This window comes from bacterium, assembly GCA_023150945.1.
Lineage (GTDB): Bacteria > Zhuqueibacterota > Zhuqueibacteria > Zhuqueibacterales > Zhuqueibacteraceae > Coneutiohabitans.
Genome location: JAKLJX010000010.1, coordinates 200,864 through 213,990, shown reverse-complemented (window position 1 = coordinate 213,990; position 13,127 = coordinate 200,864). Strand labels below are relative to the sequence as shown.

Sequence of the window (13,127 nt, the reverse complement as noted above, 5' to 3'; positions counted from 1 at the left end):
TGACTCTGCTTTGAACTATCTTTATCAAAAAAGCAATCCCCCCAACAAATATTTGTTGGGGGAAAGTTGGATTCAAACCTCACGAACACCCGCTCGTTGCCCCGCACTCTAAGCATTTGTAACAGCTTCCGCTGCGCACCATCACGCTGCCGCATTCGTGGCAGGGCGGTGCATCGGCCTGGCTTTGGTAGGTGCTGTGTTCGAGTTGGGAGGCGCGCGCCATGGCCAGCTTGTGATCCGCCGGCGTTGCGCCCGCGGCGCCATTCCCCGTAGCGCCATTCTCCGCGTTGTCGATGCCGAAATCCGCGTCCATGCCGGTGCTGTGGCCGTTGGCGGGAATCTCCTGATCCGGCAAAAACTTCAGCGCCAGCCAGCGGAAAATATAATCGGTGATCGACTTCGCCATGCGAATCTGGGGATTGGTAGTGAAGCCCGACGGCTCGAAACGCGCGTGCTGGAACTTGCGCACCAATACCTGCAGCGGCACGCCGTACTGCAACGCCAAGGAAATCGCGGTGGCAAATGAATCCATCAAGCCTGAGACCACCGAGCCTTCCTTGGCCATCACCACGAAAATCTCGCCCGGGGTGCCGTCTTCATACATGCCGACGGTGAGATAACCCTCATGTCCCGCAATGCTGAATTTGTGCGTGATGGATTGCCGCTCATCCGGCAGGCGCCGGCGCACGGGTTTCAACTCCTCTGCGGCTGCCGTTTTCGGCTTTGCCGGTTTGCTTTCCTCGAGGCTGGTCACCAGCGGCTGAATCCGCTTGCAGCCGTCGCGATAGATGGCGATGGCTTTCAAACCCATTTTCCAGGCCTGCAGATAGGTTGCCGCAATGTCATCGGCCGTGACTTCATGCGGCATGTTGACCGTCTTCGAGATCGCGCCGGAAAGGAAGGGCTGCACCGCCGCCATCATCTTCACGTGGCCCATGTAGTGAATCGTGCGTTGGCCGCGCGCCGGCTTGAAGGCGCAATCGAACACCGGCAGATGCTCCTCGTGCAGGCCGGGTGCGCCCTCGATGGTGTCATTGCGATCGATGTATTCCAAAATGGCTTTGCGCTGCTCGGCGCTGTAGCCCAGCTTCTGCAGCGCCTCCGGCACGGTTTGGTTGACGATCTTGATCATGCCGCCGCCCACCAGCTTCTTGTATTTCACCAGCGCAATGTCCGGCTCCACGCCGGTGGTATCACAATCCATCATGAACCCGATCGTGCCGGTGGGCGCCAGCACCGTGACTTGGGAATTCTTGTAGCCGAATTCCCGGCCCAGCTCGTAGGCTTCCGCCCACACGTTCTTGGTCACCTGAAACAGGGAAGAGGGCACCAGGCGCTGATCGATGGCATCGACATGCGCGGCGTGCTGCTGGATCACCCGCAGCATGGGTTCGCGATTGCGGCTGTAACCCGGAAACGGGCCCATGGTGCTGGCGATGAGCGCCGAAGTTTTGTAGGCCTGGCCGTGCATGAGCGCCGTGATCAGGCCGGCATGGGCGCGGCCTGCGTCGCTGTCGTAGGGCAGGCCGGAGGCCATCAGCAGCGCGCCCAGATTGGCATAACCCAGGCCCAGCGGCCGGTATTCGTGGCTGTTCTTTTCGATTTTGGGCGTGGGATAGCTGGCGTTGTCCACGATGATCTCCTGCGCCAGAATCGCGATGCTGACCGCGTGGGTGAAAGCGGCGTGATCGAAACTGCCGTCGGCATGGCGAAAGCGCATGAGATTGAGCGACGCGAGATTACAGGCGGTGTCGTTGAGGAACATGTACTCGCTGCAGGGATTGCTGGCGTGGATGCGATCGCTAGTGGAGCAAGTGTGCCACTGATTGATGGTGGTGTCGAACTGCATGCCGGGATCGCCGCACAGCCATGCCGCTTCCGCAATCAGCTTCATCAAATCGCGGGCGCGGAAAGTCTCCACCGCTTCCCCGGTGGTGACGGCGCGCGTTTGCCATTCGCCGTCGCGTTCGATCGCGCGCATGAACTCGTCGGTCACGCGCACGCTGTGGTTGGCGTTCTGGAAAAAGATCGAATGATAGGCTTCGCCGTTGAACGAACCGTCATAACCGGCGTCGATCAAAGCCCAGGCCTTTTTTTCTTCGTTGGCTTTGCTGCTGATGAACTCGACAATGTCGGGATGGTCGGCATTGAGAATCACCATCTTGGCGGCGCGCCGGGTTTTGCCGCCGCTTTTGATCACGCCGGCAAACGCATCGAAGCCGCGCATGAAACTCACCGGGCCGCTGGCGATGCCGCCGCTCGACAGCTTTTCCCTGGAAGAGCGCAGCGGGGAAAGATTGGAGCCGGTTCCCGAGCCCCACTTGAACAGCATGCCCTCGGTTTTCGCCAGCTCCAGAATCGATTCCATGCGGTCTTCCACGGAATTGATGAAGCAGGCCGAGCACTGCGGTTTCTTCTCGATGCCGCAATTGAACCAAACCGGGCTGTTGAAGGAGAGCTTCTGTTGCACGAGCAGATGGACCAGCTCATCATAGAAGGCCGTGGCCTCCGCCGGGCCGGCAAAATAACCGCCGGCGGCGCCCCAGTCGCGAATGGTGGCCGCGACGCGGTCGATCAAACGGCGCACGCTGTTTTCGCGCTGCGGCGTGCCGAGCTTGCCGTTGAAATATTTGCTGACCACCACATTGGTCGCGGTTTGCGACCAGAAGGCCGGCACCTCGACCTCATCCTGCCGGAAAACGGTTTCGCCTTTCTCATTGGAGATGAGGGCGCTGCGGCGCTCCCACTGGACCTGCTCGAAGGGAGATTGTTTACCGTCGGTGAAGTAACGCGTAATGGCAAGCCCGGACTCGGCAAGGCTGGCCGGCGCGGCGCCAATACCCGGAACGGGGGCGGCAGGATGGCCGTTGCCATTCGAGGTTTTCGGTTGCGTGGGGACATTCAAGGTTGTTGCTCTTGAGGCCATGTTGTTCCTCCATGATGTGGGTGATCAAACGGCACAACTTTTCAACGACGGAACCGTTCCTGGTTGCCAAACTGCCTCTGCGCCACGCATGCAGTTGCACGCGGCAAGCGGGGCAGGACGCGAAAGTGCAGAGAGCGGATCAGCGCACGATCAGCATTGCTCCGGCAGGAGCCTGAGAGAGAATTTCTGCAGCGGCTTGGGATTTGGCGATCGTCATCGCCACGACCGAAGGAATGTCTGCTGCTGGCAGCGCCGGAAATGACAGCCGATCAAGATCAGGCTGAGCGAAGGGCGGGACCGGAATCTCTGGCTTTTCACGAAAAAATCACGGCCCGAATTTCTCAAATGGCTTTCGGGCTGAGAATTTTCCGTTGCCTCCCTGGCACAAGTCGTTCAGATTTCAACCTGAGGGACGGATGCCAATAATTGCTAATGCCCCAGTTCCATCATGCTTCCGATGAGGTGTGGCGCGCCGTGAGGGGGGTGTGACTGCACTGCATTTTGTGCCGTCAGAATCAGAGTGCAAATCGATTTATTGCTTGATCTGCTTGCTGGATTCGACAGACTGCCCGGCACAAAACGCCGCCAATATAACCTCTGGCTCGCAAGAAGTCAAGCAAAAGTTTCGATATGTTGTATTTGGGTTTTTCGTTCACCCTACTAATAGTTACTCAGTGAGGCCGTGATGCGCGGGAATCTGCCGGAAAAAGCGCTTGACAGCTTGGCAGATGGAGGTTATATTGCGCGGGAATTAACAAGGATTTAGCGTTGGAACATCGCTTCTCAAACTCGGACAAGGAATTTCTCAAGACTGCCATTGATCTCGCGGCGCGGGGCCGCGGATTCGTCAGCCCCAATCCCATGGTGGGCGCGGTGGTGGTGCGTGAGGGAGAGATTGTCGGCACGGGCTATCATCGCAAATTCGGCGGGGATCACGCCGAAGTTGAAGCATTACGCGAAGCCGGGCATCTGGCGCAGGGCGCCACTTTGTATTGCACGCTCGAGCCCTGCAGCCACTACGGCAAAACGCCGCCGTGCGTCGATCGCGTGATCGAATCCGGCATTCGCAAGTTGATCATCGGCAGCGTCGATCCCAATCCGCTGGTCAATGGCCGGGGCATCAAGATTCTGCGCGAGCGCGGCCTGATCGTGGAAACCGGCTTGCTGGAAGATATCTGCCGCCGCCTCAACGAATCCTACTTCAAATACATCACCACCCGTCTGCCTTTCCTCACGTTGAAAATCGCGCAAAGCATCGACGGCAAGATCGCCGATTCCAAGGGCCATTCGCGCTGGATCAGCAACGAGCGCGCGCGCGTGCTGGTGCACCGCTGGCGCTGGCAAAACGATGCGGTGCTGGTCGGCATCGGCACGGTGCTGACCGATGACCCGCAGCTCACCGTGCGCCATGAAGACGGTCCGCAGCCGCGCCGTCTCGTGCTCGACAGCCATTTGCGCGTGCCGCTGCAGGCCAAAGTGCTCAACGATAATTTCGTGGACAAGACCATTATCATCATCTCCAGCGAGTGCAAGGAATACGAAAAGCAGAAGCAGCTTCAACAGCGCGGCGCCCGGGTGTGGCAGGTGCAGCCCTCGCATTCCGGCAGCCTGCAGATGACGCGCGTGCTGGAGCGCATCGGCCAGGAAGGCATTGCCTCGGTGCTGGTCGAAGGCGGCCGCCGGGTGTTCAGCACGCTGCTCGCTGAAAAGCATGCCGACCGGCTGGCCTGCTTCATCGCCCCCAAAATCTTGGGCGAAGGCATCGTTGCCTTCCGGGATTTGCCCATTGCCAGCATCACGCATTCGATCACGCTCGACCAACCGGAGTGGAGAATCATCGGCGACAACGCACTGGTGACGGGGCAGATCACTTATCCCCGCGCCGATTGAGGCCCCGGGCGACGGCCAGCCCGCGAAGGACGAATGCTTCGAGGAGAACGCGACCTGTGTTTACCGGATTAGTCGAAGAGATTGGTCAAATCAAAGCCGTGCGCGCGATCAGCGCGGCGCGGCAGTTCACGATCGCGGCGCACAAGGTGCTCAGCGACCTCAAGATCGATGACAGCATCTGTGTGAATGGCGTTTGTCTGACCGTGATTCGCCACACTCAGGAGGCCTTCGAGGTGCAGGCCGTGGACGAAACGCTGCGCAAAACCAATCTCGGGCAATTGCAAATGGGCAGCCGGGTCAATCTCGAGCGCGCGCTGCGGCCGACCGACCGCCTGGGCGGCCATTTCGTGCAGGGCCACGTGGATGGCGTCGCTCGCGTGACGGGGTGGGAGTCGCAGGCAGCCGGCAAGCTCCTGCAGGTGGAATTGCCGCCGGAGTTGACCCGCTACGTCGTGCCGCTGGGCGCAATTGCGCTCGACGGCGTGAGCTTGACCGTGGCGCGCGTGCATGCGCGTACGATCACCCTTGCCTTGATTCCCCACACGCTGACCTGGACCACGTTGGGCCAGCGCCAGCCCGGCGATTGGCTGAATGTTGAAACCGATTTGCTCGCAAAACATCTCGAGAAGCTCCTGACTTCCGCGCCTGATGCCATGCCGCTTATTGACAAATTGCGAGCCTGGGGCTATATTACGCCGCAACAAGATTCCTCCGGCGGGTGAGAGCGCACGCCGTCACACGGTTTGCGAACGTTTGCACTTCATGCCGGCAACAACCAACAGATGCTTGCAAAAAATCATTCCTGAAGATTCGACTTGATCATGAGTGGATTCAATAAGATCGAAGAGGCCCTGGCCGATTTTCGCGACGGCAAGATTGTGATTGTGGTGGATGATGATGACCGGGAAAACGAGGGGGATTTGTGTGTTGCGTCCGAAAAAGTGACGCGGGAGCATATCAACTTCATGGTCACCCACGGCCGCGGCCTGGTGTGTGTGGCGCTCACGCACGAGCGGCTGGATGAGCTTGATCTGCATGCCATGGTGGCGGAGAACACCGCCAGCCTGGGCACTTCCTTCACCGTCTCCGTCGATGCCAAACGCAACACCACCACCGGCATTTCCGCGCAGGATCGCGCGGAAACCATCCGCCAGTTGATTGCGCCGGAAACGCGGCCGAAGGATCTGGCGCGGCCGGGGCATGTTTTTCCGCTGCGCGCGCAACCCGGCGGCGTGCTCACGCGCGCCGGGCATACCGAAGCCGTGGTCGATCTCGCGCGCCTCGCCGGGCTTTATCCCGCCGGCGTGCTGTGCGAAATCATGGATGAAGACGGCAGCATGGCGCGCGTCCCCATCTTGCTGAAGATGGCGGAACGCTTCCATCTCAAAATCATCACCATTCGTGACCTCATCGAATACCGCCGCCGTTACGAGAAGCTGGTGCGCCGCATCGCCACCACCAATCTGCCCAGCAAGTACGGCAATTTTCTACTGCACGTTTATGAAAGCGACATCGAGGAAAATCATCACGTGGCCGTGGTGAAGGGAACGGTGGCCGGCGGCGAACCCACGCTGGTGCGGGTGCATTCGCAATGCCTGACCGGCGATATTCTGGGCTCGCTGCGCTGCGATTGCGGCGAGCAGCTCGCGCAGGCGCTGATTCAAATCGAACGCGCCGGCCGGGGCGTGCTGCTCTACATGCGGCAGGAGGGCAGGGGCATCGGCCTGGCCAACAAAGTCAAGGCCTATGCGCTGCAGGATCAGGGCCGCGATACCGTCGAGGCCAACGAGGCGCTCGGCTTCAAGGCGGATTTGCGGCATTACGGCATCGGCGCGCAGATTCTGCATGATCTCGGCATCCGCAAGATTCGCCTGCTCACCAACAATCCCAAGAAGATCGTCGGGCTGGAGGGCTATGGTTTGGAGATCGTCGAGCGCGTGCCCATCGAAATCCCCGCCAATGCCATCAATCGCAAATACCTCGAAACCAAGCGTGACAAGCTGGGGCATCTCATCCTCAACGGCTTTTCCGAGAATGGCCGCGAAGAGATTGCGCTGGCGGAGTGGGATTTGAAATAACGTGAATTCATGCCGCCGGCAGTCCGCCCGCGTCATGCCGTGCTTTTCTCACGCCGGCTTCCGGAAACCACGAAAAGATTCTCAACCAGATCGGGATTGACCGAGAAACATCATGCCAACTTTCGAAGGACAACTCAACGCGCAGCACAAAACGTTCGCGATCGTCATCAGCCGCTTCAACAGCTTCATCGCGGAGCAATTGCTGCAGGGCGCGCGGGATTGCCTGCTGCGCCACGGCGCGGCGGAGGAAAACATCGCGGTTTACCGCGTGCCCGGCTCGTATGAAATTCCGCTGCTGGCGGCGCAGCTTGCCAAAACCACCCGGCCGCACGCCATCATTTGCCTGGGCGCGCTGATTCGCGGCGCCACGCCGCATTTCGATCACATAGCCGGGTTCGTTGCCAAGGCCATCGGGGAAATCAGTGTGTCCAGCGGCATTCCCACGATTTTTGGCATCCTGACCACCGATACCATCGAGCAGGCGATCGAACGCGCCGGCACCAAGGCCGGCAACAAGGGCTGGGACGCCGCCCTGGCGGCGATCGAGATGGCCGGTCTCCTTGCCAACCTGGAAACTTCACGTTGAGGCCGCGGTTTAACTTTGCAGCCTCCACCTAAGGCCACAAGTGGCCGCCGGAAAATTCCCACGCCCAGCAAAGTGTTGCCGCCGTTGTGAATGCGCCGGAAGGCGCGTGCTGAAAGTCAAGCAGGATAAAATTGCCAAGGTTGAATCTCTCATGATCAAAGCGTTGTTGTCCACTCTCGCCGCTTTCCTCTTGCTGCCCCTCTTCGCCTTCGCCCAAACCGGCGTAGCGATCGACCTTTCCGACAATCTCTGGGAATCCTTCACCAACATGCGCAACCTCAAGGCGGCGAAGAGCAATGCCCGCGGCATTTGGGCGGCCACCACCGGCGGCTTGCTGTTTTGGGATCGCCAGCAAAAGGCCTATCGCTATTTCCGCAACACGGACGGCCTCAGCCAGAATGAACTGACTGCACTGGGCTTCGACGCCCGCGACCGGGTCTGGCTGGGACAGGCTTCCGGTATGATCGATGTCTATGATCCCGCCGGCAATTTCTTTGCGCAGATCAATGACTTCAAAACGCTCGGCATCAGCGAGTTCGTGGCGCGCGGCGATTCCATGTACATTGCGCTCAGCATCGGCGTCAGCCTCTATCGCGTTGATCGCAAGGAAGTGAAGGAAACCTACAAGAACCTGGGCCAGCGCCTGGAGATCGGCACCGCGGTGCGCACGATCTTCCTCGACGGCGAGGACCTGTGGGCCGGCACCGATCGCGGCATTGCCAAGACGTCCTTGACTCTGCCCAACCTGCTGGCGCCCGAGAGCTGGACCAACTACACCACCAGCGAAGGCCTGCCCTCCAACGTCGTGCTCGGCTTCACCAAATGGCAGGGTCAAATCATCGTCGCGCTGAGCAGTGGCGTTGCGCAATTCGACGGCACCCGTTGGATCAGCCTGAACGGTGACCTGGCCGATCCCTCGGTCAAACAAATCACCGTGACCCGTGACGCCGGCGGCAGCGAGGTGTTGCTGGCGGCGACGAGCAGCGGGCTTTTCACCTCGACCACGCCGGGGAGCTGGCAGCGCTACGGCACCAGCGTTGCTTCGGTCACCGGTGTCGTGGTTGATCCTGATCGCAAACCGTGGCTGGCGACTTCCAATGCGGGGTTGTACGAGTCGGCGGGCGCGAACCAGGAATGGCTATGGCATGAGCCTGATGGTCCGGGCAGCAACAGCATCACTTCGCTGGCGCTCGATCAACAAGGCAACCTGTGGTGCACCTCGGGTTTTTCCGATTTGAACGTTGCCTTCACGGTTTTTGACGGCGAGCGCTGGCATACGTTCAGCGCCAAGGATCATCCGGCGATTTGGAACGACAGCCGCAAGGTGATCGTGCTGCAAAACGGCGAGCGCTGGATCGGCACCTGGGGCGGCGGCATCACCATCGTGCGCGGCGAATGGGGCAATCTCGAATTTCAGAGAATCGACCGCACCAACAACATTCTCTCGAGCGCGGTGTTGAGCGACCCGAACTACGTGTGCGTGCCCGACATGAAGCAGGATGATGCCGGCAACGTGTGGGTGTGCAACTACACGGCGGTCAATTCCAACGTCATTGCGGTGCACACGCCGGCGGAAGAGTGGCGTTATTTCTCCACTTCCGATGGCATCCAAAGCGGCGTTGTGGTTGCGGTCGAAATCGAAAAAACCACGACTGCCGACCGCATCTGGGTGGGCACGGACAACGCTGGCGTCAGCGTCATCGATTACAACGGCACGCTTGACACCAAGAACGATGACGATCTCTCCGGCGAGCTGGATGAAGACGACAACCTGCTCAGCGTCGATGTGAATGCGCTCGCGCAAGACCGCGACGGCTTCATCTGGCTCGGCACGGAGTTGGGCCTCAACTACTGGTTTGCCGGCACCGTCGGCAGCCGCTTCGGTCTGATCAGCGACAACGTGCAGGTGATCAAAGTCGATCCGCGCAACAACAAGTGGATCGGCACCAATGCCGGCATCTCGGTGCTTTCCGGAGATGACAATTTTACACTCACCGCCATCACAGTCGAGAACAGCCGGCTGGTTTCCAAATCCATCACCGACCTCGCCTTCAATCCGGACAATGGCGACGTGTGGATCGCCACCACCAACGGCATTTCGCGCTTGCGCACGCCTTTCACCGCACCCAAGGCCGATCTCAAATTTCTCACCGGCTATCCCAATCCCTTTCGCCTGGGCGAGGCCGGCGGCCGTTTCGTGATCAGCAATCTCGCCGAGAACAGCGCGGTCAAAATCTTCAGCGCCTCCGGTGAGTTGATCCGCACCTTCTCGCGCGAGCAAATCCCGGGCGCCCAGGTGATTTGGGACGGGCGCGACAGCAGCAATCAACTCGTGCCCAGCGGCGTCTATTTCTTCATGGCCTATATCGAAGAAACCGGCAACAGCGCCGTGGGAAAAGTTGCCGTCATTCGCCGGTAGGGGGCAAGACGAGACAAGCATTGAGCATTACGCCTGCCACATCACAAGCCCCTTGCGAGAGGGCTGGAATGAATGAATTACGGGTCACGCGCTTGCTTACGATTCTGTACGTGGCCGGCAAAATCATGTCTCAGGAGAGCACAATCAGTCCATCACCGAAGGTTGGTTTGGGATCGTGAAGCCTTTGCACCCGTCGTGCTATTGCGCTGTTCCTGCCCAAGTTCGATTTCCATCTCACAGTTTTGCCAGACTTAGCCTCATCAGCGCTGCGGCCGTTGCCGTTGCTGCTCCCGTTGCGGTGCAGCGCTGGCTGGACAATTCCAAAGCGCTGGCAGGCATGAGCTTTGCAAGTAGCGCAACTGCGGCTTTTTGCGGAGCTTTCGCCGGTAGCGCTTGGCTTACGGAGGGTCAAGCGGATGCTGCATAAACTCTCACTCTCCAACTATGCTCTCGCTGATCGGCTCGAGCTGGAGTTGGGTGATGGTTTGAACATTTTCACCGGTGAAACCGGCGCCGGCAAATCGATTTTGATCGGCGCCATTGCCGCGCTCCTGGGCGAAAAAGCCGCCTTCAATCCCCAACGCGAAGCCGAGACCAAAGCGGTGATTGAAGGGCTCTTTGTCAACTGCACGCAACCACAGATCAATGCCCTGCTGCGGCAGCATGAAATTGACATCGCGGAGGATCATTCGCTTCTGGTGCGCCGCGAATTTCACCCGACCGGCCGCAGCCGCGTGTTCGTGAACGACACGCCGGTCGCAACGACCATTCTCGAGGAACTGGCGGATTTGCTGGCGGATTTGCACGGCCAGCATGAGCACCAATCCTTGCTGCGGCCCAAAACGCACCTGCGCTTCCTGGACAGCTTCGCCGGCTTGGACGGGCTGCGCGAGCAGGTCGCCCGCGCCTGGGAAGAGGCGCGCACGCTGCGCGGGCAGTATCAGGATTTATTGAACCGGCAGCAGGAGATCAAGGCGCGCGCCGAGATCGAGGTGTTTCAACTGCAGGAGATCAAACAGATCAACCCGCAGCTCGGCGAGGAAGAGAAGCTGGAAGCAGACATCAGATTGTTGGGGCACGCTGAACAGCGCGCCGAGCTTGCCGGCCGCCTCGTCACTCTACTCGCGGAGAGCGAGCACGCCGTGCAAGTGCATCTGCGGGCCGCAGCGGAGGCGTTGGCCGATCTGACTGCGATCGATGCCGGCCTGGCCCGCCTGCTCGCCGATTTCAGAGCTGCCGAGGTGACCATTCACGAAACTGCGGTTGAAATGCAAAGCTATCAAGCGCGGATCGAATTCGATTCCGCCCGCCTCGAACAAGCCCGGCAGCGCCTGGCAGAGTTGCAGCGCCTCAAACGCAAATATGGCGGCACGCTCGCGGAAGTGGTCGCCCATCTCGAGAAACTCGAACGCGCGCTGGCGGAATTCGAAAATTTCGACGCTACGCTGGCTGAGCTGGCCGAGCGCCGGCAAGCCGCCGAGCGCGTTTGCGCCGAGCTTTGTCTGCAGCTCTCCGAGAAAAGGAGGCAGGCCGGCCGGGAGTTGGAGCGCGCCGTTCCTGAAGTTTTGAAAGAGCTGGGCTTGCCCGCGGCCAAGTTTGCCGTTCGCCTGGAATACCAGCCGCAACCTGACGGCTTCGTGGAGGTGGAGCAGCAGCAGGTCCGCGCCACGCGTGACGGCATTGATGTGGTGGAATTCGATATTTCGACCAACCCCGGCCAGCCGCCCGCGCCGCTTGCCAAAGTGGCCTCCGGCGGCGAAATTTCCCGCATCATGCTGGCGCTGAAATCGATCCTGGCGGAGCGCGATGACATCCCGATCCTGATCTTCGACGAAATTGACAGCGGCGTTTCCGGCCGGGTGGCGCAGGCCGTGGGCCGGCGGCTGCAGAAGCTGGCACTTTCGCATCAGATTCTTTGCATCACGCATTTGCCCCAGATTGCCAGTACAGGTTCTCATCACTTTCTGGTGGAAAAGAAAGTCCGGAAAGACCGCACGCAAACCAGCGTGCGGCGGCTGGCCGCGCCGGAACGCGTGAATGCCATTGCCAGCTTGTTGGGGGGAGAGAAGATCACCGCGACGCATTTGAAAAGCGCCCAGGAACTTTTGGCGGAGGCCGGTAACCCCGTTTCCCAGCAATAGACGATCGCGTGACTGATGTCATTACAGGACGTTTTGGATGATGAACAGGCACCGCATCTTTGACCTTACCCTCGTTTCACGGAGTACACATCATGACGCAGACACAAAGGATCTTCGGAACCTCACTCTTTTCGCTGCTGCTGGTCGTCGTCGGCCTGTTCGTGGTTTGTAGCGGCCGCATGCAGAATGTCGGCTTCGAAGACGAATTCGGTGACGATGCCGAAAGCATGGAGCAAACCGGCGAGTTCGGACAGAGCGACGACACTTTCGGACCGGAAGGCGAAGTGACGGATCAAAGCGATGTGCTCAGCCGGCTGGACATGCTGGAAAGCGAAGACAGCAGCAGCATGGAGGCGCCGGACTCGGAGTCCGCCAGCGGCATGTTCACCGACCTGCCGGAGTCGAACAGCGGCAGCGGCGGAGGCTCGGCCGAAAGCTTCCTGACGCCCGAGCTGTTCAACAGCATGCGCGCGCAAGTGGAAGAGCTTTCTTCGATCTCCTCCGGCAAAGATCGCACGATTGACAGCCTGCGCACCGAGCTGAAGAACGTCAACTATCAGATCACCGCGCTGGAAACCACCTCGCAAACGCAGCAGATCGCCAGCAATGCCTCTTCGCCGTCCCTGCCCGCCACCATTGTCGACGACTCCCGCGCCTACAATTCGGAATATGGCGCCTATTACCAGGACGCGCTGGATGATTACTACGTACGCAACTACAACCGCTCCATCCGCAAATTCCGCGAGCTGATCACGCGCGGCAGCGGCGCCGAACTGGCCGACAACTGCCAATACTGGATCGGCGAGGCCTATTTCGCCCAGGGCAACTACTACCAGGCCATTGCCGAGTTTCAAAAAGTCCTGGCGACCGGCGGCACCAACAAGGCCAACGACGCGCAATTGATGATCGGCATCGCCTATTTGAAAGCCGGCGAGACCGAGCTGGCGCGCTCGGAGCTGAATGCTTTGATGACCTTTGCCGCCAACTCCAGCTCCGCCAAGAAGGCCATGAAGTATCTGCGGCAACTCGGCGCGTGATTCTTATCCGAACGCATGAAAAAAGCCAGGGCAAATCGTCCTGGCTTTTT

At 59.8% G+C, this 13,127-nt stretch carries 8 protein-coding genes; 7 read left to right on the top strand and 1 reads right to left on the bottom strand.

The features are described from left to right. Positions 1-79: 79 nt before the first annotated feature. A complete protein-coding gene (locus L6R21_14835; GenBank protein ID MCK6560468.1) occupies positions 80-2,926 on the bottom strand; it encodes a vitamin B12-dependent ribonucleotide reductase in 2,847 nt (948 codons plus the stop codon). A gap of 768 nt (positions 2,927-3,694) precedes the next feature. Here L6R21_14835 and ribD point away from each other — a divergent pair. From ribD to L6R21_14800, 7 genes are all read left to right on the top strand, one after another. Further along, positions 3,695-4,816 carry a bifunctional diaminohydroxyphosphoribosylaminopyrimidine deaminase/5-amino-6-(5-phosphoribosylamino)uracil reductase RibD gene (gene ribD, locus L6R21_14830; GenBank protein MCK6560467.1) on the top strand — a complete coding sequence of 374 codons (1,122 nt, stop codon included), beginning with the start codon at positions 3,695-3,697 and terminating at the stop codon, positions 4,814-4,816. Between the two features lie 56 nt (positions 4,817-4,872). Then, positions 4,873-5,538, top strand: a complete 666-nt coding sequence (locus L6R21_14825; protein MCK6560466.1) for a riboflavin synthase — start codon at positions 4,873-4,875, stop codon at positions 5,536-5,538. A 99-nt stretch (positions 5,539-5,637) separates the two neighbouring features. Then, positions 5,638-6,894: a bifunctional 3,4-dihydroxy-2-butanone-4-phosphate synthase/GTP cyclohydrolase II gene (locus L6R21_14820; protein ID MCK6560465.1), complete on the top strand. Its 1,257-nt coding sequence runs from the start codon at positions 5,638-5,640 to the stop codon at positions 6,892-6,894. Positions 6,895-7,006: 112 nt separating this feature from the next. Beyond that, complete coding sequence (ribE, locus tag L6R21_14815; GenBank protein MCK6560464.1) at positions 7,007-7,480, top strand: 6,7-dimethyl-8-ribityllumazine synthase; 474 nt, start codon at positions 7,007-7,009, stop codon at positions 7,478-7,480. A 106-nt stretch (positions 7,481-7,586) separates the two neighbouring features. Next, on the top strand, positions 7,587-9,899 hold the full coding sequence (locus tag L6R21_14810; GenBank protein ID MCK6560463.1) for a hypothetical protein: 2,313 nt from the start codon (positions 7,587-7,589) through the stop codon (positions 9,897-9,899). Between the two features lie 416 nt (positions 9,900-10,315). Beyond that, complete coding sequence (gene recN / locus L6R21_14805; protein MCK6560462.1) at positions 10,316-12,040, top strand: DNA repair protein RecN; 1,725 nt, start codon at positions 10,316-10,318, stop codon at positions 12,038-12,040. 92 nt (positions 12,041-12,132) lie between these two features. Then, on the top strand, positions 12,133-13,077 hold the full coding sequence (locus L6R21_14800) for a tetratricopeptide repeat protein (protein MCK6560461.1): 945 nt from the start codon (positions 12,133-12,135) through the stop codon (positions 13,075-13,077). The last annotated feature ends 50 nt before the right edge of the window (positions 13,078-13,127 follow it).

Excerpts from the sequence above, each read along its gene's own strand:
- L6R21_14835 (MCK6560468.1), bottom strand. The coding sequence starts at position 2,926 with ATGGCCTCAAGAGCAACAACCTTGAATGTCCCCACGCAACCGAAAACC.
- L6R21_14820 (MCK6560465.1), top strand. The coding sequence starts at position 5,638 with ATGAGTGGATTCAATAAGATCGAAGAGGCCCTGGCCGATTTTCGCGAC.
- ribE (MCK6560464.1), top strand. The coding sequence starts at position 7,007 with ATGCCAACTTTCGAAGGACAACTCAACGCGCAGCACAAAACGTTCGCG.
- recN (MCK6560462.1), top strand. The coding sequence starts at position 10,316 with ATGCTGCATAAACTCTCACTCTCCAACTATGCTCTCGCTGATCGGCTC.
- L6R21_14800 (MCK6560461.1), top strand. The coding sequence starts at position 12,133 with ATGACGCAGACACAAAGGATCTTCGGAACCTCACTCTTTTCGCTGCTG.